The organism is Lacinutrix sp. MEBiC02595 (genome assembly GCF_053601555.1).
In genome coordinates this window covers 492,933-515,213 of record NZ_JBSHNU010000243.1, presented here as the reverse complement: position 1 = coordinate 515,213, position 22,281 = coordinate 492,933, and the positions used below count along the sequence as shown (strand labels likewise).

Genomic DNA, 22,281 nt, shown 5'->3' with positions numbered 1-22,281 from the left:
CGTTTATTTACCTGGAAAATCTGCTTTACGTTTTTCTAAAAAGGCGGTTGTTCCTTCTTTAAAATCTTCGGTTCCAAAACATTTTCCAAATTGTTTAATTTCTACTTTATACCCATTTTTACCATCTTTATAATTAGCATTAATGGCTTTGATGGCTTTGGCTATTGCAACCGTTGAATTACGCATAATCTTACTTGCTATTTTCTCAGCCAATGGTATTAACTCTTCTTGCGTGGTTACATGATTTACTAATCCGTAGTTTTTTGCTGTTTCTGCATCAATCATTCCAGCGGTCATTATCATTTCCATAGCACGACCTTTACCAACTAATTGCGGCAAACGCTGTGTACCTCCATAACCAGGAATTACACCAAGAGAAACTTCTGGTAATCCCATTTTAGCAGTATCACTTGCTATTCTAAAATGGCAAGCCATTGCTAACTCTAATCCGCCACCAAGTGCAAAACCGTTAACAGCAGCGATAACTGGTGTTTCTAAACTTTCTACAAAATCGAATAGTAATTCTTGTCCTTTAGCTGCCAGTTTCCCGCCATTATCTACACTAAAGTTTGCAAACTCGCTAATATCTGCACCCGCAACAAAAGCTTTTTCACCACTTCCTGTTACAATAATAACTTTGGTGTTTTTGTCTTTATTCGCAGCTTTAAAACCTTCATGCAGTTCCTGAATAGTTTCTTTATTAAGCGCATTAAGCTTTGTTGGTCTATTAATAGTAATGGTTGTTATTCCGTTTTGGGTTGCAGATAAGATGTTGTTGTATGACATTTTTATTTGGTTTTAGAAGACTCTTCGACACGCTCAGAGTGACCATCTGATTTATTTTTAACTTTATTCTTTCGGAAAAGTCACCGTAAAAGTGGTGCCTATTCCTAATTGCGTGGTAAAGGTAATACTTCCCTTATAAGTTTCCATAATATTTTTAACCATTGCAAGACCTAATCCCATACCACTGGTTTTGGTCGTAAATTTTGGTTCAAATATTTTTAATTTATTTTCTTCTGTAATTCCGATACCATTATCGGAAACTGTAATCTTAATCTGCTCATTTTCCTCCAGTACTTTCACTACAATCTCTGGTTTTTTATCTTTAGGAATTGCTTGAATACCATTTTTAATTAAATTGGTAACCACTCGAATGAGCTGTGTTCTATCAAATTTAGCGATAATTTCTTTTCTATTAGATGAAAACGCGATATAATCTTCATTAAAAATATCTAGAGAAAGATCTACAATTTCAACCACGTTAAGCATTTCATTTTTCTGTGCTGGCATTTTAGCAAAGTTTGAAAATGCCGAAGCTATAGAGCTTAGTGTATCTATTTGCTGAATTAACGTTTTGCTATATTCGTCTAGTTTTTGATGTATGTTTTCATCAGAAGGATCAAACTTACGTTGAAAACTCTGCACGGTTAATCGCATTGGCGTCAACGGATTTTTAATTTCATGCGCAACTTGCTTTGCCATCTCTCGCCAAGCCTGTTCCCGCTCGCTAGTAGCCAAGTGCACTGCACTTTCTTCTAACTCATCAATCATACTATTGTACGATTTTACAAGCGCAGCAATCTCCACTGTAGCAGAATCTAATTCAATTTTTTGATTCCGTTTTTCTAACCGAGTTGTATTAATTTTATCACTAATGGTATTTAAAGATTTTGTTATATATTTTGATAAAACATAAGCCAAAGCAATTGCCATTAGCAACATAAACAAATATGCAAAAGCGATTCGTTCTAAAAATTCATCCAGTTCTTTTGCCAAAAAATCATCATTCTCTAATAATGGTAAATTTAAAATAGCAATAGGCTTTGATTTATGGTCTTTTATATAGGTAAATGAAGATTGATAGGTTTCTCCGTTTACTTGTCTTTTCTCAACATACCTATGTTCCACGGTATTTGCTAAAGCATTTAAAACTTCTGCATTTAAACAGGTTTGCAAAGAATCTTGCGTTAAGGTTGCTATGGAGGATTTTAAAATCTGACCACTTAAATCGTAAAGGTTTATTGGTAAATCATGTACCGAAGCAATTTTGTAAATTTCATCTTTAAAAATAAACGGGAGCTTCTCGGTTTTAACCTCAAAAGTTGTTTCTTGAATTACAAAATTAATATGTCTTTTAATATTAGCTTCTTTACGCTCTAATCTTTGCGTGTGGTAATCAATAGTTTCTTCTTTATTTTGATAAACAGCTACTGCCGTTATTAAAATAGACGCTAAAAACACCAAAAGAATCATGGCAATAAAAATACGAACCCGTAAAGACAACTTTTTTAATATCATAGAAATGCCTGTATAAACAGGTACCTTAAATTAGTATTATAATAGTCTAAATATAGCAATAATCACACCAAAAACACTTCGTGTAAATACCAGAAAAATCAAATTAGAAATTCCATTTGTTAGGTCTCAAGATTATTACTTGGCATTTGGGGTTTTAGTTTTTGGTATTTGTATCTTTTAATCAAGCTTCCGGATTCTTGTTGCGTATATTTTTATACACTTTAAAACCTAACATTAATAATACACCTAGAGCAAAAATACCTAGCACGCCAAAAATCCAATTAAAAGCACTTTTTAGTATGACTAGAAATACCACTGCAAACAGAATAAAGGTTGCTCCTTCATTCCATAATCGCATAAAATTAGAAGTTTTTTTAACCACATCGTTTTGCAGTTGCTTATAAAACTGATGTGTTCTTAAGTGATAAATGATTAGTAAAACTACAAAACCTAATTTTACATGCATCCAAGGCTGTTGCAACCAAACGGGTTGTAAAATCAATAACCAAATTGCAAAGCTTGTAGCTAAAATTGCAGAAGGCCAGGTAATGATATTCCATAAACGCTTTGCCATTAGCTTCAACTGCTTCCCAAGAATTTCTTTATCTGGTGAAGGTTTATGAAACGCTTCAATTTGATACACAAATAATCTAGGAATATAAAATAATCCTGCAAACCAAGTAATCACAAAAATGAGATGTAAGGATTTTATGTAGTTGTAATATTCCATAGTGATATTATGATAAAACTCCTTTATCAGACCAGTTATTCACCCATTTCGCAAGTAAAGAAACCCATTCGTCATCGTCATTTAAACACGGAACCGTTGAAAAATCCTTTCCTCCCATTTCATGAAAAATTTCTTGCCCTTCCATCGCTATCTCTTCTAAAGTCTCTAAACAATCACTCACAAAAGCTGGCGTTACAATGGCCATATTTTTCACACCTTTTTTTCCTAAACGCTCAATAGTTCTATCTGTATATGGCTGCAACCAAGGATCAAATCCTAATCTAGATTGAAACGATGTAGAAAAAGCACCTTCTTTAAATTGCAACTTTTCTGCAACCAAACGTGTTACTTCTAAACATTGATGTCTGTAACAAAATTCGTGTGCTTTGCTTGGCGTTACGCAACAACTTCCATCTATTTTGCAATGCGATTTTGTAACGTCACTTTTTCTAATATGTCTTTCTGGAACACCATGATATGAAAACAATACATGGTCATAATTTACCGTTTTTAAATGCTTCGCAATACTGTTAGATAAAACTGCAATATAATCTGGTTTGTTATAAAACGCAGGAACAGATTCTATTTTCAAATTCGGAAAATGTTCTTGACGTAATTCTTCAGCTAAAACCGTTATGGTCTCTGTAGTTGCCATTGCAAATTGCGGGTACAACGGAAAAAGTAAAACTTCATCCACACCTTTATCTACCAATTCCTGAAGCCCTTTCTTCATGGTCATACTTCCATAACGCATGGCTAAAGCAACAGGCATATCTGTTTGTTTCTGCAATTTATTTTGAAGCCTTTCCGAAAGAACAATAAGCGGTGAACCTTCTTCCCACCAGATTTTTTTATAGGCGGCTGCAGATGCTTTTGGTCTGGTATTTAAAATAATACCTTTTACCAAAGCGGTTCTAGCCAAAAGCGGGATATCAATAACACGCTCATCCATTAAAAATTCTCCTAAATACTTTTTAACGTCTTTAGGTTCCGGACTTTCTGGAGAACCTAGATTTACTAATAATATTCCTTTACTCATTTCTATTGTATTTTCCACAAAAGTGGAAATGATTTTAGTTTATAGATTGTATATATTTTTTCGGAGTCGTTCCGTACTTCTTTTTAAAAGCCGCAATAAAATGGCTAGAAGTACTATAACCAACTTTTAGTCCAACTTCATTTACATTATGGTCACCAGATTCTAATAATTTTCTAGCGACTTCCATTTTATAATCTAATAAAAAGCTAAATACAGAATCGCCATAAATTTGTTTAAATCCTTCTTTAAGCTTTTTTAAACTTAAAGCAATCTCGTCTGCTAATTCCTGCAAACTTGGCGGTTCTGACATTCTAGAGATAATAATATCTTTTGCTTTTCGTATTTTAATCACATTCGTTTCATCTACCAAAAAAGGACATTGTTCTACATTTGCATCTTCATTTCTATTAAAATACAAGCTTAAAAGTTCATACGCCTTTCCTTTAAAATATAGGTTTTTAATAGATTGGTTTAAATTATAATGTATCAATTGGTTTAATACAATAGACATGGAAGGCGAAATTTTTCCGTCTTTATAATACTTTTTATCTTTATTGTCATCACTCAAAAACGTGATATAATCTGCTTCCTGACTAAATAAACCATGAAATTTTTTAATAGAAATAAGAAGAGAAACCAACCACGTATTGGCATCTACTTGCAAATGAATTGGTAAATCGCGTTGCGGATTATATAAAAGTAAAGAAGTTTCGTCTTGTATGTTTAAGGTATAACTTCCCGTATTAAACAAAAAAGCGGCAGAACCTTTAATACAAAAATGGAACTGAATAAAACTACTATCTATCTCTCTCTCCAGAGTTTCAACTAATTGGCTTTCATTCTGATAACTTAGCACAAAAAAACCATCATCGACCTTTGTTTCATTAAAAGTCCCTCTAGCGACATTTTTTAAAGTAGTATTCTCTTTCATTTTTAAATTCTTATTTAGAACAGTTCTAAACAATAGCATCAAAAAGCGTTGCTATTACTGCAAAAGTATGACAATTATCATATAATATTAAAAAATACCACCAAAAAACCACAAACGACACTAAAAGTTCTTTTAGCGTTACTTTTATCCGCATAAGCGTTCTATTTTTGTCTGGTAATATCCAAATCAGGTAATGGAGCAATACAATATTTCTAAAGGCAATTCATTTTACGCAATTGGTCTCAGCTATAAAAAAGCAGATGCCGAAATTCGTGGGCATTTTAGTTTAGACTCAGAATCTAAAATAAAGTTACTAGAACAAGCAAAACAAGAAGGTGTAGAAAGCCTTGTGGTAACTTCTACATGTAACCGAACCGAAATTTACGGTTTCGCACAACACCCATTTCAACTTATAAAATTACTTTGTGACAATACAAAAGGTACTGTTGAAGAGTTTCAACAAGTAGCATTTGTTTTTAAAAATAAAGATGCTATTTCTCACATGTTTAGAGTTGGCTCTGGATTAGATAGTCAGATTTTAGGGGATTTCGAAATTATTGGTCAGTTAAAGCATGCTGCTTCACAAGCTAAAAAAGAAGGTTTATTAAATCACTTTTCAGAGCGTTTAGTAAATGCAGTAATTCAAGCAAGCAAGCGTATTAAAACCGAAACAAGCATCTCTACAGGAGCAACTTCTGTTTCCTTTGCATCGGTACAATATATTTTGAATGAAGTGGAAAATGTTTCGCAAAAAAATATTCTTCTTTTCGGAACCGGAAAAATTGGAAGAAATACGTGTGAAAACTTAGTGAAACATTCGCAAAACGAACAAATCACTTTAATTAACAGAACCAAAGATAAAGCCGAAGCTATTGCTGGAAAATTTAACCTTGTAGTTAAAGATTACAGCAATTTACAAGAAGAAATTCAAGCTTCCGATATTTTAATTGTTGCTACTGGAGCACAAATGCCAACGGTAGATAAACATATTATACAAAACAAAAAGCCGCTTTTAATTCTAGACTTATCCATTCCTAAAAACGTAAATGAAAATGTAAATGAACTAGAGAACATCACTTTAGTACATTTAGATCATTTATCTAAAATAACCGACGATACTTTAGAAAAGCGCAAACTAGACATCCCGCTAGCAGAAATAATTATTGAAGAAGTTAAAGCCGACTTTAACGCTTGGTTAGAAACTAGAAAGTTTGCACCAACTATTAAAGCGCTAAAGCTAAAATTAAATGATTTTAAAGTTGCGGAATTAGATACGCAACGTAAAAAATTAAACAATTTTAACGAAGAACAAGCGGAATTAATTAGCAATAATATTATTCAAAAAATAACAAATCATTTTGCACATCACTTAAAAGATGATGCTATATCTACAGACGAAAGTCTAGAACTCATAAAAAAAGTGTTTCAATTAGAAACATCCACAACAAATGTCTAAAACAATTAGAATTGGTACTCGCGATAGCGAACTTGCATTATACCAAGCAAAAATCGTAAAAAGCCAATTAGAACATCTTGGTCACAAAGTACAATTAGTTCCTGTAAAATCTACAGGAGACTTGCAACTAAACAAACCGCTATACGAATTAGGAATAACCGGGATTTTTACTAAGACCCTAGATATTGCGATGCTAAATGGCGATATAGATATTGCAGTACATTCTTTAAAAGATGTACCTACACTTTTACCAAAAGGTATTGTTCAAGCCGCTGTTTTAAAACGTGGTAACGTACGAGATACTTTAGTGTATAAAACAACAGAAGAGTTTTTGGGAGCGCGTAAAGCCGTAATTGCAACTAGTAGTTTACGTAGAAAAGCACAATGGTTAAACCGTTACCCAACACACACCATCGAAGATATTCGTGGTAATGTAAACACACGTTTGCAAAAATTAGACGACACAGAACATTTTGATGCCGCTATTTTTGCAGCAGCAGGAATTGGTCGTTTAGAATTACGTCCGGAAACCGCTGTGAATTTAGAATGGATGATTCCAGCAGCAGGACAAGGTGCAATAGTGATTGTTGCTCTAGAGGAAGATGAAGAAACAAGAGCTATTTTAAGCGAAATTAATGATGAAGAAACACAAACTTGTACGCAAATTGAGCGTGAGTTTTTAAATCGTTTAGAAGGTGGATGTTCTGCTCCAATTGGCGCATTATGTTATATTAAAGAAGAAGAAATACATTTTGATGGTGTTTTATTAAGCCCTAACGGAAGTAAAAAAATAACCGTACAACGTGTAAAAACATTAGGTGAGCACCATGATATGGCAGAATGGTGTGCCAATTACGTAATAGAAAAAGGCGGGAAACGTTTAATGGATTCTTCACAAGAATCTAGCAAACCAACTACCGTATATTCTACAAAATCATTTACAGAAGATCAACGTTTATTAGTAAACGAAAATCTTGGTGTAGAAAGTTCCGACTTTGTAAAAATAAGCACCAATAGATTAAAACCACAAGTGGTTAGAAATCCTATTCAAAACGTGGTGATTACAAGTAAAAATGCCGTGGAAGCATTACTCCAAAACTTTTCTGCAATCGAGCTACAATTTCAAAATATTTACTGTGTTGGTCGTAGAACAAAACGTTTGGTAGAAAAACGTATTGGCGAAGTAAAACATACCGAACCTAACGCTAAAAAACTTGCAGACTATTTAGTAGATTACATAGAAGGAACCGAAGTTACTTATTTCTGTAGTGACTTGCGTTTAGACGCGCTTCCAACTATTTTAACCGAAAACAATATTACCGTTCACGAAATTGAAGCATACCAAACCAAATTAGATGCGGTAAAACTTGCTGATACTGTAGAAGCTGTTTTATTTTATAGTCCATCCACAGTACAAAGTTTTAAGCAAGAAAATAATGTTTCCGAAAATATGATTGCCTTTTGTATTGGAGAAACTACGGCACAAGAAGCTAAAAAACACTTTAAAGATATCCGTATAGCTAAGGTTCCCACTGTAGAAAGTGTAATCCAATTGGTGAATGAGCATTATATTTAGCTCACTGTAGTGAAAATAGCTTTTGGCTGTTGGCTCTTAGCCTTTAGGTTCACTGTTATAAATAAAAAATATTAGCAAAGGCTAAAGGCTAAAGGCTAAAGGCTAAATATATAAAATGAGAAATTATAAGAATCTAAAAATTTGGGAGCAAGGAATTGAATTAGTAAAACAAATATATGTTTTAACAGCGCAATTACCTGCAACTGAAAAATTTGGATTAAAGTCTCAGATTACAAGAGCAGCGATTTCCATTCCTTCAAATATTGCTGAAGGTTGTAGTAGAAACAGTGAACTTGAATTCAAACGATTTCTTGAAATTGCGATGGGTTCTCTTTTTGAAGTAGATACGCAATTAATTATAATAAAAGAATTAAAATTCATCAAACCAGAAGATTTAAAATCCATTTTTGAACTTATAGAAACAGAGGGCAAAATGATAAATGGATTAATAAACACAATTAAGAATAGCTAAAGACCAAAGCTAAAAGCTAGGGGCTAGCAGCTAAAAGCCAGTTATGAAAAACGATTTATTTTTAAGAGCATTAAAAGGAGAAATAGTAGAGCGTCCACCAGTTTGGATGATGCGTCAAGCAGGACGTTACCTTCCAGAATTCATGGAAATCAAAGCAAAGTATGATTTCTTTACACGTTGTCAAACGCCAGAATTAGCAAGTGAAATTACAGTGCAACCCATCCGAAGATTTGGAATGGATGCTGCTATTTTATTTTGTGATATTTTGGTAATTCCACAAGCAATGAATATTGAGGTTCAAATGAAACCTAATTTTGGTCCCTATTTACCAAATCCTATTCGCTCACAAAAAGATGTCGATACGGTAATCGTTCCAGACGTAAAAGAAAGTTTAAGCTACGTTTACGAAGCTATAAAAATGACCAAAGAAAAACTAAATGACGATATTCCGTTAATAGGTTTTGCTGGTTCGCCTTGGACCATCCTTTGCTATTGTGTACAAGGACAAGGCTCTAAAAACTTTGATAAAGCCAAAGAATTTTGCTTTACCAATCCGGTTGCTGCACATCAATTGCTTCAAAAAATTACAGACACCACCATTGCCTATTTAAAAGAAAAAGTAAAAGCAGGTGTAAACGCTGTTCAAGTATTCGATTCTTGGGGAGGCATGCTTTCTCCTGTAGATTATCAAGAATTTTCTTGGCAATATATTCAGCAAATAATCGATGCTTTAAAAGACGAAACTCCGGTTATCGCATTTGGAAAAGGATGTTGGTTTGCTCTTGATGAAATGGCAAAATCTGGAGCTGCAGCTTTAGGAATTGACTGGACATGTTCTGCCAGAAACGCTCGTTATCTTACTGGTGGAAACATTACGCTTCAAGGTAATTTTGATCCTACGCGATTATTTTCACCTCCTGCAGAAATCAAGAAAATGGTACACCAAATGATTAACGAATTTGGTAAAGACAAATATATTGTAAATCTAGGTCACGGTATTCTACCCAACATTCCGTTAGAAAATGCCAAAGCCTTTATAGATGCTGTAAAAGAGTATAAAAGCCCATCTTAATCTTCCCTAAGAGAAGAATCTGCTCCGGCAAAAAGATTAAACATTTACGTTTCCTTTCATTAGAAAAGGGTTTAGAATAGTAATAATTTGGGCGTTACCCACTTTTTTAAGTAACATTTCGTTGTTAATTGCAACAAATAGCTATAAAAAAGTAGGTCGCGCTTTCAGCAGTCGCTTTTTATTTGCTTTCAATAGCAAAAAAAAGAGCTTCAACAAATGCTTCAATCGCTAACGCGAGGCTTGGTTTTAAAAAAAAGACTATGGTTAAAAATATACTTCAAGGCATAAAAGCATACACAGGAAGTTTCGCACTAATTTCTAAATTAAAACTGTGGAAATTCTTTTTCATACCAATAATTATAAGTTTAGTAACCGCAACCATAATAGGTATTACTGCCTATGGTTTATCCGATAATGTTGGTAATTTTATCGCGAAAATTTGGTTTTGGGAATGGGGAAAAGAAACCTTCACTTCTATTTCCACAGTGATTGGCGGAATCGCAGTTTTAGCAATAGGTTTAATTGTCTACAAACACATTATCATGGCACTTTCTGCGCCATTTATGAGTCCCGTTTCCGAAAAAATTGAAGCATATCTTACAGGCGTTGAAAACCACACACATCGTCAAACCTCCTTTAAAGAACAATTATGGCGAGGAATACGTATCAATATTAGAAACTTAGCCAAAGAACTTCTATTTACCATTCCGTTATTATTACTTAAATTTATTCCCGTAGTAAATATATTCTCCACCGTATTATTATTCTTTCTTCAAGCCTATTATGCAGGTTTTGGTAACATGGATTATACTTTAGAAAGACATTTTAAATATCGAGAAAGCATTCAGTTTATTAGAAAAAATAGAGGTATTGCCATAGGAAATGGTATTGTATTTATGCTCTTTTTATTAATTCCAGTATTTGGTATTATTTTCGTTTTGCCACTATCTGTCACTGCCGCGTCTTTAAATACAGTAACCTTAATAGAAGCCGAAAAGAAACTATCTAATACAGCAATACAACAATAATGATAGTAACGTTTAGCAATTTCTATATCGATAAAATCCAAGAAAAAGACGCTTGGAAAGTTTGCGATTTTATGGTCGCTAACCAAGATAGGCTGAAACGTTATTTTCCAGGAACTTTAGCAGACAGCTTAACACCAAATTTAGCCAAGCTTTTTGTAGAAAAAAAAGTAAAACAGTTTCAAAAAAACGAAGAATATTTATTCACTATAAAAGAAAAAGAATCCCATACTTTGGTTGGCTTAGTCTACATCAAAGCATTAGATTGGACTATAAAACAAGGCGAATTTGCTTATTGTATTGGTTATCCTTTTAAAGGAAAAAAAGTAATTACTAATGCTGTAAAAACTTTATCCGAATATGCTTTTAAGCATTTAGAATTAGAAACGCTTCAAATTATAGTACACAAAGATAATTTACCAAGTGTAAACGTCGCTTTAAACAATGGTTTTGTTTGGCAAAAAACGTTAGAAAAAGAATTTACTCCAACTAATGAGAGTCCGTTAGACATGGAATTATACGAATTGCATAGACCTAGCAGGTTTTAAAAACGTTGTAGGTCTGCAGTAAACAATAGGCACGGATACCTCATCAAATAACCTTAACATATTTGACAGTAAAATGAAAGACAAATTCTACCAATACATACAAGATTTACAAGACAGGATTACAGCTGGTCTAGAAGCAGTTGACGGAAAAGCAAAATTTCAAGAAGATATTTGGAAACGACCAGAAGGTGGTGGCGGAAGAACACGTGTCATTGAAAATGGAAACGTTTTTGAAAAAGGAGGTGTTAATATTTCTGGTGTTCATGGCAAATTACCAGACTCGATGCAAAAGTATTTTGGCGTAGAAGATGCCGATTTTTTCGCTTGTGGATTAAGCCTCGTATTACATCCTACAAACCCAATGGTTCCAACAGTACATGCAAATTGGCGTTATTTTGAAATGTATGATAAAGAAGGAAATATTGTAGACCAATGGTTTGGTGGCGGACAAGACCTAACGCCTTACTACTTATTTGATGAAGATGCAACACACTTTCATCAGACTTGTAAAACGGCTTGCGACAAGCACAATCCAGAATTTTACCCAAAATACAAAGCGCGTTGTGACGAATATTTTTACAATGCACACAGAAATGAAGGTCGTGGTATTGGTGGTTTATTCTTCGATTATTGCAAAGCTTCCGACGATATGAGCATGCAAAACTGGTATGATTATGTTACCGAAGTTGGAGATAGTTTCCTAGAAGCCTATGTTCCTATTGCTGAAAAAAGAAAAGATTTAGCATACACAAAAGAACAACGCGATTGGCAAGAAATTCGTCGTGGACGCTATGTAGAATTCAATTTAGTACATGATAAAGGAACCCTTTTCGGATTAAAAACCAATGGACGTATTGAAAGTATTTTAATGAGTCTTCCGCCGCATGTGCAATGGGTTTATGATCATCATCCAGAATCGGGTAGCGAAGAAGAACGATTAATTGAAGTATTACAAAACCCGAAAGATTGGGTATAATTGAAACACCTAAAAGGTCTTAAAGACCTCGCAGGGTATATATAAATAAACATTCCTGCAAGGTTTCAAAAACCTTGCAGGTTTAAAGGCAAAACCATGAATTGCTACTGCGGAAATAACAAAACCTACAAAGCGTGCTGCGAAGTGTTTCATTTAAACCATGGAAAAACGGAAACAGCAGAACAACTCATGCGTTCTAGATATAGCGCATTTGTAGTAGCAAATGGTGATTATTTAATGGAAACGCATCATCTATCCACAAGACCCATATCCGAAAAAAAAGCAATTGTAAAATGGGCGAAATCTGTAGCGTGGATAAAACTAGAAGTACAAGAAACTACCAAAGGCTTAGAAAAGGATGCGGAAGGAACAGTAACTTTTAATGCGTATTTTAATGAAAATGGAAACACAGATATTATTCATGAAAAATCTACTTTTATAAAAGAAAACAACCAATGGTATTACGTTGGATATGCCAAAAACTAAATAACTATTTCCAGATAGTAACTTCTTTAGATGTTTTTTTAAAGGCATTATATACATGAAATAATCTAGCTTTTAAAAGCAATCTTCTGCCTTTCAAATGTCTCGTGTAAAACAACTTGTTTCTACCAATATTTTTACTCCAATTTTTTTGAAAAATAATAGCATTCTCTTTTCTATCTCCAAAGATTTCCGGAACAGGATAAAAATTTTCAATATCTAATGTTCTTCTAAAAAAACTAGTTTTAATTATTAAATATCTTGGCGAATCTATAGCATCTAATAATTCGCATAAAGCGGAAGAGAACAATGCATTTTCATAAGTATTACTTCCTACTAAATTGCAAACAACATCGCCACTAGTAACACGACTCGATGTTACAAAAACAGCTTCTCTACTAGTTGTTAGATGTCCTAAATCATACAAGGAATCTAATATGGTTTCTCCCATTTTCTGAATACTTTTATACAAGTAACCATAACGAATATATAAAGTGATAGCCTTATAGAGTTTAAGCCCGAAAGAGAGCACAAAAAAAGCTAAAAAGGAATATATAAAATAGGTGACGCCACGTTGTAAAATCACATTAAACCCTTTAATAATAAACTCGAAATAGAACAATAAGATAGAAAAAAATAATTCGATTGTAAAAAACCGGACCACATCAAAATAGTACACTTGTTTCTGCTTTTTAAAAGGCAGTTCGCTTAAATTAAAAATCTTAACTTCTTTACTTAACTTGGTTCCGTTGCCAATGGAGTTTTTCCATTTTTTGGCAATACATTCTCTATCTGTAGCACGTTTTAAAGTTGCTATATTTAAGCTTTCTAAATCTATATCTGTAAATTTTTCTGGTATATTTAAACGATCCATTCCATTAGAAATATAAGGAATATCGCTATTTGCAACTCCAACAAACGCTTCAAAACGTCGTCTTAAAGTATCGACATCTTTACCTCCATTTATCGCTGTACGATCTACACAAGCTAAATGCCAAATGTTTCCGGTTTTATTTAACTTTTTAGGGTTTTTTCTAATGGCTCTTCCACGCATTTGATTAGAAGACACAAACGAACCTATAAACGATGCTAGAATTAAACTATTAATAGATGGCGCATCCCAACCTTCGCCTAATAAGGATTTTGTACCAACCAATACTTTAATCTTTCCGTTTTCAAAAAGAGTGGTTATTATACTTACTATACTATTTTTAGTTTTTGTTTTAGCGGAAACAATTACAAATGCATCATCGACTTCTAAAGGTATAAATGAAAAATGTACTTCCCTTTCTATAGCGCAAAAAGCAGGTATTATAGATTGATGAATAATAACCAAACTGCCGGTTAATACTGCTACATCTTCCTTTTTAGAAAAGCGACAACGCAATTGCTGGAAAATAGGAATAACACCAATTTTATTAATCGTATTAAGATCGCTTTCTGGAGTGGTTAAAAATTCCTTTCTAATATAATCTGTTAAAACCACACACCTTAAATCGGCTTGTAAACTCTTACTTTCGGCATTCACAATGGTGATAATACTTTTAAGTTTACTCGGACTACTAATTAGCGATTTATACAATAATTCTTCTCCTAAAAAGTGCACTCTATTTTTATCAAAAACATGTAATCTTCTTAGCGCTTTCTCTAAACTTAAAAGGTATGCTTCACTTGCAATTAACTGTTCTCGATCTTTTACTAACAGGTTTTGAAACAAAATTTCTAACCAGTCTAAATACAACTCCGGAAAATTTATAGTTTCCTTTTTATGAAATCCTAAAGTCTTTAATTTAGAATCATCAATAGGTATTCCGCAGGCATTTAAAAAAATAAGCATTGCCGAAAAATATTCGGTATTGCTATATAATTCATCTAAACAATCTTCTGTATTTTTATAAAAACGATGTTCTTTAATAAATGAAATAAAGGTTTCGTCTTGTAGTAATTCATCTTTAAAACCAGCTATTTTCTGTCGGTATTCATAAATTAAATGAATCTCTAAATCTTCCGGTTTGGAGAAATACACAAAATCTTGATGTGGACATAAATCAGTTTCTTTTACTAAATCGGGAACTGCAATTTCATCATCTATTTCTCCGCAAAGGCTAAAATATTTAGAAACCTCAGTCCTATCACTATCATAAGGAGGCGTTGCTGTTAAAGCAACCACAAAAAAAGGAGTACTGTTTTTTAATTCGAATAAACATTTCCACCATGCGTTTTTTAAATGGTGCGCTTCGTCTAAAACTAGCGTTTCAATATGATGCTTTTTAAAAAAATTAAGGTAGTCGTTTTTATCTTCAAAGGATTTATAAAAAGCATGCAAAGATTGATAGGTAATAAAAGTAATATCGCTAGGGAATTTTACATCAAAAGAGAACGATTTAAAATCCTTGTTTTTAGTAAAAAAAGACTGTAACCTATTTTCCCATTGGTTTCTAATAGTAAGGGTTGGCGCGAGAACTAGTGTTTTCTTTCCTAGTTTTCTCATTATTTCAATACCCAAAATAGTTTTTCCAGAACCTGGCGGCGCAATAACATGAAAATGACGATCTAGAATATGCGTCTCAAAGTTTTTTAAAAGCTTGGCTTGATAACTTCTCCACGGAAAAATAAATTCTAAACTAGACCATGCTTTGCTCAATATAAATACGGATTATTGATTAACTTTGTATTTGATAAAAGTAAACATTATCCCGAATTTTACACAAAAATTATGTATCCAATTAAGAGAAATAGACGATTAAGAACCAACGAAGCAATTAGAAGCTTAGTTAGAGAAACCATTATCTCACCAAATGATTTTTTAGTACCGCTTTTTATAGTGGAAGGAAAAGGCATTAAAGAAGAAATTGCATCGATGCCTAATTACTACCGTTTCAGCTTAGATTTATTACAAGCGGAAGTAAAAGAACTTTGGAAATTGGGATTAAAATCGGTTTTACTTTTTGTGAAAGTACCAGATAATTTAAAAGACAATAAAGGAACCGAAGCGGTAAACCCTGACGGATTAATGCAACGTGCCATAAAAACAGTAAAAGATGTTTGTCCGGAAATGTTAGTAATGACAGATGTTGCACTGGATCCATATTCTATTTATGGTCACGATGGTATTATTGAAAACGGAAAAGTAATTAACGACGAAAGTGTAGATGTATTAACAGAAATGAGTGTTTCTCATATTGAAGCTGGAGCAGATTTTGTAGCTCCTAGTGATATGATGGATGGTCGTATTTTATCTATTCGCGAAGCTTTTGAAGATGAAGGTTATACCGATGCAGGAATCATGAGTTATTCTGCTAAATATGCATCTGCTTTTTATGGTCCTTTTCGAGATGCATTAGACTCTGCTCCTGTAGATTCTCAAGACATTCCAAAAGACAAAAAATCGTATCAAATGGATTATGCCAACCGTTTTGAAGCATTACGCGAAACGGAAATGGATATTGATGAAGGTGCAGATATAGTAATGATAAAACCAGGTTTATGCTATTTAGATATTGTTCGCGAAATTAAAAATGAAGTCGACGTTCCTGTTGCTGTGTATCAAGTTTCTGGTGAATACGCAATGCTTAAAGCTGCTGCCGAAAAAGGTTGGTTAGATCATGATGCGGTTATGATGGAGCAAATTACTGCAATCAAACGTGCTGGAGCAGATATCATTGCTAGTTACTTTGCTAAGGATGTGGTGAAGTTGTTGTCTTAAAATAACTAAAAGGATCAATTGCGGAATACCACAATTGATCCTTTTTGAATTATTTTATTTAGAAGATATTGACTCTCCGGAGGTTAATGCCCAATTTATACCAATTACAGTAACTAGGTTATTATCGCCTATCGGAAAATCTTTACCAAAACCTCCTGTTAGGCTCATTTTTTTATTGATTTGATACGTGATATTACCCACAGATCTATATTGTTCATCGTCACCATCACGTTGTAAATATTCATATGACAAATTGAACTTCCCTAGTTCCAATTCAAGCTTCCCTCCAATGTCCCAAAAACTGGTATCAAAATAACGCAATGTAGCATCTATATTAAATCCATTATCCATATATCTACTGATAGCATATAAATGGAAGTAGTTTTTATCATTAAATGGAAGCGCCAAATCAAGTGTAATCCAACCTCCTAAACGCTTTGCTGTATTACTATTAAATTGATTTTCTTTAAACAGTAAACTATATGCAACAGCACCATCTATTCGTAAAATAGGTTTTATGTTTTTAGGATTATAATAAAATTTTACAATTCTATCTGTTATGTCATTAAAGTACGCTGTGGCTAAACTTTTACCATCTGCATAAATTAACTTATATTCTGGATTTTGGCTTAAGAACTTATTGGCAGTATCCATATAGCTTTGAGGTATTGTTTTATTCTTAACATACTCGTCAGCCATTTCTCTCGTTACAATGTCATTCGAAAAAACCAAGGTACCATTGTACTTATTAAGTGCGTCATTAGAATATGGCTTTCCGGTATCACTTAAAATATTAACAATTTTATCAACTTGTTTTCTACTAAACAATTGTACTAATGTAGTTCTCAAACCAATTGCTCCAACCTTTTTTTCTTCTTCAAATCCTTGAAACTCTTTACTGACATAAGCTATCGATAAAGAAGTATTGGTTTGTAATGCCTTGAAAGGATCAATAATATATTCCCCATTTCTATTTTTCTTTATTCCACGATAATTTTCGTAAGATTTATCCTTAGTATTTGGAATGAACCAATATGGATTGGTCTCTAAAGCAATATTGCCATTAGAAAACCCATTAGTCATATAAAGACCTAAGCTTTTAATATTATCTGGTGTATTAATGGCTGTTGGTGACTCTTCAATGAGTGTAAATGCGGGGTTTGCAGTACTCTCGAAATTAAAATCGTTAACAGAGGGTTCGTTTTCTTCTTGGGCATTTACAATTAATGCACTAAGTGTAAGTAAAAATATAAAAACTCTTTTCATAATAATTAATTCAATGATTTTACGAATTCTCTATGGTTATTCTTATGATCCTTACTTAATACAATTTCGATATTCTTTTCCACTGAAAACTGTTCAGCAGAAACATCTTTGAATTCATTGTCAAAATCCACAAGAGTAGAATAATACGTTTTACGATTATCTTGATCATAAATACTATATCGAATAAGGGTTCTTTCCTTAACTTTCTCCTTGTTTGATTCTTGATTCATATCTACAATAAAAACAAATTTAGCAGCTAATATTGTATATTTTTCTGCCTGCTCTTTTGAGAAAGCTGAAGAATTGGAGTCATTATCCAGTATTTCAAAATCAGTAGGGTCACTCTTATTTTTAAGAGCAAACACGGTAGGTCCAATTTGTTTTCCAATCGTTTCCACATCCGTAATTTTGATGGTGATCTTTTGATTATTGTAAAAGGTTTCAAAAAGCTCCATAATTTATTTTGTTTTTTGTGTACTACTTGTTTTAAGTCTATTATATCTGCCATGTTCTCATTAAGTAATGGAACATAACTTTGTCTTTAAATGATGCTACTAAACTAAGTACTATAGGGAAAGAATACCATACCCAATAAAAGGTATATTGGTACTAATTTACAAAAAAATAGTACAGTATTTTTTTTACCTAGCTATTTATTAGTCAACTACCTCAACTTCACTTTATGCTAGATGTAAAATACGCGACATTATTTAAGTGACAACAAAAAGGATAATTAATACTATTTATAGAAACAAAGCAACCATTAAAGTAAACTCACCTATAAATTACACGAATAAATTTACTTTTCATCGCAATTTCAAAAGGTTAAACAACCTATTATCTTGAAGTCTATTAATATAAATAGGATTTTGTAAATTAGCCAAAACAAAAATCTAAAACCAACTATGGGAGTACTCCTATTTTACGCATTTATTTCAATATTTTTTTCTTTTTTATGTTCTATTTTAGAAGCCGTTCTTTTAAGTGTTACACCAACATTTATTAACCTAAAAAAACAAGAAGGGAAAGCATTTGCAACCGAATTAGAATTACTAAAAAAGGATGTAGACAGACCATTAATTGCTATTTTAACCTTAAACACAATAGCGCATACAGTAGGTGCTATTTTAGTTGGTGTACAAGCAAAAGTAGCTTATGTAGAACTTTATGGTAGTCAAACAAAATCCATATTTGGTATCGAGTTTACAGAAGATTTAATGGTTGGAGTCGTTTCTTCAATAATGACGATTTTAATATTAGTAGCTTCAGAAATTATACCAAAAACTGTTGGTGCTACCTACTGGAAAAGCTTAGCTAATTTTACTACAACAGCGCTAAAAGTTTTAATATTCCCACTTAAATGGACAGGTTTATTATGGCTATTACAACTTACTACAAAACTTATTGGAGGCAAAGGACATGGAAGTGTTTTAAGTAGAGAAGGCTTTTTGGTTATGGCTGATATGGCTCACGAAGAAGGTGTATTTGAAGGTAATGAAAGTAAAATCATTAAAAACCTTTTAACCTTTAAAGAGGTATTTGCAAAAAATGTGATGACGCCTCGAACCGTTATGAAATCGGAGAACGAAAATACCACAGTAGAAGATTTTTTTAATAGAAATATGAACCTTCGTTTTTCTAGAATTCCGGTGTATTCGGAAACAGAAGACAACATAAAAGGACTCGTTTTAAAAGACGAAATTTTTAAAGAAATGGCTTTAGGAAATGGCTCTAAAAAGTTAATCGAATTAAAAAGAGATATCATAATTGTAGAAAGAAACCTACCAATACCTACGCTATTTGAAAAACTAGTAGAAACTAGAAACCACATGGCCTTAGTGGTGGATGAGTACGGAAGCGTAAGCGGAATTGTAACTATGGAAGACGTTATAGAAACCCTTTTAGGTATGGAAATCATGGACGAAAGTGACAACGTAAGTGATCTTCAAAGTCTGGCAAGAAAAAGTTGGGAAGCACGTGCTAAAAAACTTGGTATCATAGACGAAAACAACCCAGAATAACAATGGAAGAATGCACTATCAAAACCCCTTTAGGTTTCACCAAAATAACAGGTGACATAGATGGTATTGCATCCATTATTGTTTTAAATTCGGATGAAAAAGTAACCGATATTATTCCGCAAGAACTAGAAGAATGTGCTATACAACTGCAAGAATATTTTAACAGAGAACGGCAGCAATTCAGCTTTAAAACCAACGCTCAAGGTACCGATTTTCAAAAACGTGTTTGGAAAGAATTGTTAACTATTCCCTTTGGTAAAACCACCTCCTATTTGAAGCTATCGCAACAACTTGGTGATGTTAAAGCCATTCGCGCAGTAGCAAATGCCAATGGCAAAAACCCACTATGGATTGCCGTTCCTTGTCATCGTGTAATTGGTAGTGATGGCTCACTAACGGGTTACGCTGGAGGGTTACAGCGCAAACAATGGCTTTTAGAACATGAAAGCCATTACAAACAAGAAAGTCTTTTTTAATTCCTTCTAAATTTTTTAATCAGAGAAAATATTCTATATTTAATAATTATATTACCTTATGAAAATAATAAAAAAACTAATTAAAGTACTTGCTATCCTTTTTGCATTACTAATTGCAACCCTTTATATTACAGATACAGACTACTTAATAAAAGCGGTTCGTACCATTTATATGCAAGGTTATACTACTGCTTTTTTAGACGATTATAAGAAATTTGATAACCAAGTTATAGAAAACGGGACACCGCAACTTTGGCCAAATCATAAAATGTATAACAAAGTAACAGAAACGGAAACGTTGCAAAAGGCCAATAAAGATTGGGGAACCATTGCTTATGTTATTATTAAAAATGATAGTGTTTGGTTTGAGAATTATTACGATGGCTATAACAAAGACTCAAAATCTAATTCTTTTTCTATGGCAAAAAGCTATGTTTCTGGTTTAATGGGAAAAGCTATTATGGAAGGTTATATAGAAAGCTTAGACCAACCTGTTTGTGACTTTCTACCTGAATTCTGCGATGGAGATGCAGCAAAAATGACGGTTGGAGATTTAAGTAGTATGGCATCTGGAACCAATTGGGATGAAGCATATTATTCCCCACTATCTATAACCACACGTGCGTATTTTGATGACGATCTTGCCAAGGTAATGAATGGTTTAAAAGTCGTTACAAAACCAGGACAAGCCTTTAAATATGCAAGTGGAGACACACAAATGTTAGCCATGGTAATAGAAAAAGCGACAGGGAAGAAAGCATACAATTACTTAACAGAAAGCTTTTGGAAACCATTAGGTAGCGAAAACCCAACCCTTTGGCAAGTAGACAGTGAAGACCATGATTTAGTAAAAGCATATTGCTGCATTGCAAGTAACGCCAAAGACTTTGCGCGTTTTGGAAAACTATATAAAGACCATGGAAAATGGAATGGGAAACAAGTATTAGATTCTGCTTTTGTAGCGAAATCTTTAAAACCTCGTTTTCCTGCAAGTCCAGAATATGGATATGGTTGGTGGTTAAAAACCCAAAACGAAAAAGATTTTTTCATGATGCGTGGCCACTTGGGGCAGTACGTAATTGTACAACCAGAAGACAATGTGATTATTGTGCGTTTAGGACACCAAAAATCGCCGGATGCTGGAATTGGAGCGTATACCAAAGATATTTCTTTATACATAGAAGAAGCGTATAAGATGATGAATAACTAAGATTATTGCTGGAGTTTATCTGAAGCATAATCGAAAGACTAAAAGCAAATATGATTAGCAAACTCCATTTAGAAGACATTTTATTTTTAGATATTGAAACGGTTCCGGAAACAGAGAAGTTTTCGGAATTAGATAAAACCAAACAAGAACTTTGGGATGCCAAATCACGTTACCAAAGGAAGGAAGAATTTACTGCGGAAGAATTTTATGATCGTGCAGGAATTTGGGCAGAATTTGGTAAAATAATATGTATTTCGGTTGGCTATTTTGCTATTCAAAACGATATAAGAACTTTTAGAGTTACCTCTTTTTATGGTGAGGAACCTAAACTTTTAAAAGACTTTAAAAACCTACTGCTTTCCCATTTTAGTCAGAATAAACATTTATTGTGCGCACATAATGGTAAAGAATTTGACTTTCCGTATATCGCAAGACGTATGATTATTCACAACATAGAATTACCATACAAACTAAATTTATTTGGCAAAAAACCTTGGGAAGTTCCGCATTTAGATACGCTGGAACTTTGGAAGTTTGGTGACTATAAAAACTATACTTCTTTAAAGCTACTGACTAATGTTTTAGGAATTCCTTCACCAAAGGATGATATTGATGGTAGCGAAGTATATCGTGTATATTATCAAGAAAAGGAAATAGACCGGATTGTTGTTTACTGCGAAAAAGATACCATTGCTGTTGCTCAAATATTTTTAAGACTTCGTGGGGATGCGCTACTTCATGACAATGAGATTGTTCATATTTAGTATTGCAAAAAGGATGGAACGGTTTGTTTGAAATCCTTTTTTTTAGTTTTGATACCTCTCTAAATAAAGTATAATAGTTTCTATTTCTTCGAAAGATCTTCCTATAGGAAAGAGCTAAAAAAAAGATTGAGTAGTGACAGCCTGATTTTTTTCCTTCAAAAAAATTTGCCCAAAAACAAAAACATCTTTTTCAAAAAACAAAAACATCTTCCGTCTCTTCGAGCCACCT

General features: G+C 33.2%; 22 protein-coding genes. 13 read left to right on the top strand and 9 right to left on the bottom strand.

Features of this window, described 5'->3' with window-relative positions; translation table 11 throughout:
* Positions 1 to 3 precede the first annotated feature (3 nt).
* From ACVCZW_RS15905 to ACVCZW_RS15880, 6 genes are all read right to left on the bottom strand, one after another.
* A complete protein-coding gene (locus tag ACVCZW_RS15905) occupies positions 4 to 786 on the bottom strand; it encodes an enoyl-CoA hydratase/isomerase family protein (RefSeq protein ID WP_452230674.1) in 783 nt (260 codons plus the stop codon).
* A 63-nt stretch (positions 787 to 849) separates the two neighbouring features.
* Positions 850 to 2,301 carry an ATP-binding protein gene (locus ACVCZW_RS15900; RefSeq protein ID WP_452230673.1) on the bottom strand — a complete coding sequence of 484 codons (1,452 nt, stop codon included), beginning with the start codon at positions 2,299 to 2,301 and terminating at the stop codon, positions 850 to 852.
* Between the two features lie 181 nt (positions 2,302 to 2,482).
* The gene (locus tag ACVCZW_RS15895) at positions 2,483 to 3,031 is read right to left on the bottom strand and encodes a CopD family protein (RefSeq protein WP_452230672.1); all 549 of its coding nucleotides are present in this window, start codon (positions 3,029 to 3,031) and stop codon (positions 2,483 to 2,485) included.
* A gap of 7 nt (positions 3,032 to 3,038) precedes the next feature.
* Positions 3,039 to 4,070: a ferrochelatase gene (gene hemH, locus ACVCZW_RS15890; protein WP_452230671.1), complete on the bottom strand. Its 1,032-nt coding sequence runs from the start codon at positions 4,068 to 4,070 to the stop codon at positions 3,039 to 3,041.
* Positions 4,071 to 4,104: 34 nt separating this feature from the next.
* Positions 4,105 to 5,001, bottom strand: a complete 897-nt coding sequence (locus ACVCZW_RS15885) for a helix-turn-helix transcriptional regulator (RefSeq protein ID WP_452230670.1) — start codon at positions 4,999 to 5,001, stop codon at positions 4,105 to 4,107.
* A 25-nt stretch (positions 5,002 to 5,026) separates the two neighbouring features.
* The gene (locus ACVCZW_RS15880; protein WP_452230669.1) at positions 5,027 to 5,155 is read right to left on the bottom strand and encodes a hypothetical protein; all 129 of its coding nucleotides are present in this window, start codon (positions 5,153 to 5,155) and stop codon (positions 5,027 to 5,029) included.
* A gap of 39 nt (positions 5,156 to 5,194) precedes the next feature.
* On the opposite strand from ACVCZW_RS15880, the gene hemA reads away from it, so the two are divergent.
* The 8 genes from hemA (at position 5,195) to ACVCZW_RS15840 (ending at position 12,612) form a co-directional block, all read left to right on the top strand.
* A complete protein-coding gene (hemA, locus tag ACVCZW_RS15875; protein WP_452230668.1) occupies positions 5,195 to 6,457 on the top strand; it encodes a glutamyl-tRNA reductase in 1,263 nt (420 codons plus the stop codon).
* Entirely contained in the window at positions 6,450 to 8,033 is a 1,584-nt protein-coding gene (gene hemC / locus ACVCZW_RS15870; RefSeq protein WP_452232874.1) for a hydroxymethylbilane synthase, read from the top strand. The genes hemA and hemC overlap by 8 nt, the downstream gene beginning before the upstream one ends.
* 115 nt (positions 8,034 to 8,148) lie before the next feature.
* On the top strand, positions 8,149 to 8,505 hold the full coding sequence (locus tag ACVCZW_RS15865) for a four helix bundle protein (RefSeq protein ID WP_452230666.1): 357 nt from the start codon (positions 8,149 to 8,151) through the stop codon (positions 8,503 to 8,505).
* A gap of 43 nt (positions 8,506 to 8,548) precedes the next feature.
* Positions 8,549 to 9,577, top strand: a complete 1,029-nt coding sequence (gene hemE / locus ACVCZW_RS15860; RefSeq protein ID WP_452230665.1) for a uroporphyrinogen decarboxylase — start codon at positions 8,549 to 8,551, stop codon at positions 9,575 to 9,577.
* A 260-nt stretch (positions 9,578 to 9,837) separates the two neighbouring features.
* Positions 9,838 to 10,605: an EI24 domain-containing protein gene (locus tag ACVCZW_RS15855; RefSeq protein WP_452230664.1), complete on the top strand. Its 768-nt coding sequence runs from the start codon at positions 9,838 to 9,840 to the stop codon at positions 10,603 to 10,605.
* Positions 10,605 to 11,150: a GNAT family N-acetyltransferase gene (locus ACVCZW_RS15850; protein ID WP_452232873.1), complete on the top strand. Its 546-nt coding sequence runs from the start codon at positions 10,605 to 10,607 to the stop codon at positions 11,148 to 11,150. Before ACVCZW_RS15855 ends, ACVCZW_RS15850 begins: the two co-directional genes overlap by 1 nt.
* Before the next feature lie 73 nt (positions 11,151 to 11,223).
* Positions 11,224 to 12,126 carry an oxygen-dependent coproporphyrinogen oxidase gene (gene hemF, locus ACVCZW_RS15845; protein ID WP_452232872.1) on the top strand — a complete coding sequence of 301 codons (903 nt, stop codon included), beginning with the start codon at positions 11,224 to 11,226 and terminating at the stop codon, positions 12,124 to 12,126.
* A 96-nt stretch (positions 12,127 to 12,222) separates the two neighbouring features.
* Entirely contained in the window at positions 12,223 to 12,612 is a 390-nt protein-coding gene (locus ACVCZW_RS15840; protein ID WP_452232871.1) for a YchJ family protein, read from the top strand.
* 4 nt (positions 12,613 to 12,616) lie between these two features.
* Here the strand turns inward: ACVCZW_RS15840 and ACVCZW_RS15835 are convergent, their stop codons facing one another.
* Positions 12,617 to 15,253: a DEAD/DEAH box helicase family protein gene (locus ACVCZW_RS15835; RefSeq protein WP_452232870.1), complete on the bottom strand. Its 2,637-nt coding sequence runs from the start codon at positions 15,251 to 15,253 to the stop codon at positions 12,617 to 12,619.
* Positions 15,254 to 15,325: 72 nt separating this feature from the next.
* Here ACVCZW_RS15835 and hemB point away from each other — a divergent pair, with 72 nt between their 5' ends.
* Positions 15,326 to 16,315 (top strand): porphobilinogen synthase, encoded by a 990-nt coding sequence (hemB, locus tag ACVCZW_RS15830; RefSeq protein ID WP_452232869.1) that lies wholly within the window; start codon positions 15,326 to 15,328, stop codon positions 16,313 to 16,315.
* A 54-nt stretch (positions 16,316 to 16,369) separates the two neighbouring features.
* Here hemB and ACVCZW_RS15825 read toward each other — a convergent pair whose 3' ends face one another.
* Together ACVCZW_RS15825 and ACVCZW_RS15820 are read right to left on the bottom strand one after the other, a co-directional pair.
* Positions 16,370 to 17,581, bottom strand: a complete 1,212-nt coding sequence (locus ACVCZW_RS15825; RefSeq protein WP_452232868.1) for a hypothetical protein — start codon at positions 17,579 to 17,581, stop codon at positions 16,370 to 16,372.
* 5 nt (positions 17,582 to 17,586) lie between these two features.
* Positions 17,587 to 18,036: a hypothetical protein gene (locus ACVCZW_RS15820; RefSeq protein ID WP_452232867.1), complete on the bottom strand. Its 450-nt coding sequence runs from the start codon at positions 18,034 to 18,036 to the stop codon at positions 17,587 to 17,589.
* Positions 18,037 to 18,486: 450 nt separating this feature from the next.
* On the opposite strand from ACVCZW_RS15820, the gene ACVCZW_RS15815 reads away from it, so the two are divergent.
* The 4 genes from ACVCZW_RS15815 to ACVCZW_RS15800 are packed head-to-tail and all read left to right on the top strand — an operon-like array spanning position 18,487 to position 22,052.
* Complete coding sequence (locus tag ACVCZW_RS15815; protein WP_452230655.1) at positions 18,487 to 19,602, top strand: CNNM domain-containing protein; 1,116 nt, start codon at positions 18,487 to 18,489, stop codon at positions 19,600 to 19,602.
* Positions 19,603 to 19,604: 2 nt separating this feature from the next.
* Positions 19,605 to 20,078, top strand: coding sequence for a methylated-DNA--[protein]-cysteine S-methyltransferase (locus ACVCZW_RS15810; protein WP_452230654.1), 474 nt, complete (start codon positions 19,605 to 19,607; stop codon positions 20,076 to 20,078).
* Between the two features lie 58 nt (positions 20,079 to 20,136).
* Positions 20,137 to 21,288 carry a serine hydrolase domain-containing protein gene (locus ACVCZW_RS15805; protein ID WP_452230653.1) on the top strand — a complete coding sequence of 384 codons (1,152 nt, stop codon included), beginning with the start codon at positions 20,137 to 20,139 and terminating at the stop codon, positions 21,286 to 21,288.
* 50 nt (positions 21,289 to 21,338) lie between these two features.
* A complete protein-coding gene (locus tag ACVCZW_RS15800; protein WP_452230652.1) occupies positions 21,339 to 22,052 on the top strand; it encodes a 3'-5' exonuclease in 714 nt (237 codons plus the stop codon).
* Positions 22,053 to 22,281: the final 229 nt, after the last annotated feature.

What these genes read in the sequence shown, in the direction of transcription:
- ACVCZW_RS15905 (WP_452230674.1), bottom strand. Translation starts at nt 786, where the DNA reads ATGTCATACAACAACATCTTATCTGCAACCCAAAACGGAATAACAACC.
- ACVCZW_RS15900 (WP_452230673.1), bottom strand. Translation starts at nt 2,301, where the DNA reads ATGATATTAAAAAAGTTGTCTTTACGGGTTCGTATTTTTATTGCCATG.
- ACVCZW_RS15895 (WP_452230672.1), bottom strand. Translation starts at nt 3,031, where the DNA reads ATGGAATATTACAACTACATAAAATCCTTACATCTCATTTTTGTGATT.
- hemH (WP_452230671.1), bottom strand. Translation starts at nt 4,070, where the DNA reads ATGAGTAAAGGAATATTATTAGTAAATCTAGGTTCTCCAGAAAGTCCG.
- ACVCZW_RS15885 (WP_452230670.1), bottom strand. Translation starts at nt 5,001, where the DNA reads ATGAAAGAGAATACTACTTTAAAAAATGTCGCTAGAGGGACTTTTAAT.
- ACVCZW_RS15880 (WP_452230669.1), bottom strand. Translation starts at nt 5,155, where the DNA reads ATGCGGATAAAAGTAACGCTAAAAGAACTTTTAGTGTCGTTTGTGGTT.
- hemA (WP_452230668.1), top strand. Translation starts at nt 5,195, where the DNA reads ATGGAGCAATACAATATTTCTAAAGGCAATTCATTTTACGCAATTGGT.
- hemC (WP_452232874.1), top strand. Translation starts at nt 6,450, where the DNA reads ATGTCTAAAACAATTAGAATTGGTACTCGCGATAGCGAACTTGCATTA.
- ACVCZW_RS15865 (WP_452230666.1), top strand. Translation starts at nt 8,149, where the DNA reads ATGAGAAATTATAAGAATCTAAAAATTTGGGAGCAAGGAATTGAATTA.
- hemE (WP_452230665.1), top strand. Translation starts at nt 8,549, where the DNA reads ATGAAAAACGATTTATTTTTAAGAGCATTAAAAGGAGAAATAGTAGAG.
- ACVCZW_RS15855 (WP_452230664.1), top strand. Translation starts at nt 9,838, where the DNA reads ATGGTTAAAAATATACTTCAAGGCATAAAAGCATACACAGGAAGTTTC.
- ACVCZW_RS15850 (WP_452232873.1), top strand. Translation starts at nt 10,605, where the DNA reads ATGATAGTAACGTTTAGCAATTTCTATATCGATAAAATCCAAGAAAAA.
- hemF (WP_452232872.1), top strand. Translation starts at nt 11,224, where the DNA reads ATGAAAGACAAATTCTACCAATACATACAAGATTTACAAGACAGGATT.
- ACVCZW_RS15840 (WP_452232871.1), top strand. Translation starts at nt 12,223, where the DNA reads ATGAATTGCTACTGCGGAAATAACAAAACCTACAAAGCGTGCTGCGAA.
- hemB (WP_452232869.1), top strand. Translation starts at nt 15,326, where the DNA reads ATGTATCCAATTAAGAGAAATAGACGATTAAGAACCAACGAAGCAATT.
- ACVCZW_RS15825 (WP_452232868.1), bottom strand. Translation starts at nt 17,581, where the DNA reads ATGAAAAGAGTTTTTATATTTTTACTTACACTTAGTGCATTAATTGTA.
- ACVCZW_RS15820 (WP_452232867.1), bottom strand. Translation starts at nt 18,036, where the DNA reads ATGGAGCTTTTTGAAACCTTTTACAATAATCAAAAGATCACCATCAAA.
- ACVCZW_RS15815 (WP_452230655.1), top strand. Translation starts at nt 18,487, where the DNA reads ATGGGAGTACTCCTATTTTACGCATTTATTTCAATATTTTTTTCTTTT.
- ACVCZW_RS15810 (WP_452230654.1), top strand. Translation starts at nt 19,605, where the DNA reads ATGGAAGAATGCACTATCAAAACCCCTTTAGGTTTCACCAAAATAACA.
- ACVCZW_RS15805 (WP_452230653.1), top strand. Translation starts at nt 20,137, where the DNA reads ATGAAAATAATAAAAAAACTAATTAAAGTACTTGCTATCCTTTTTGCA.
- ACVCZW_RS15800 (WP_452230652.1), top strand. Translation starts at nt 21,339, where the DNA reads ATGATTAGCAAACTCCATTTAGAAGACATTTTATTTTTAGATATTGAA.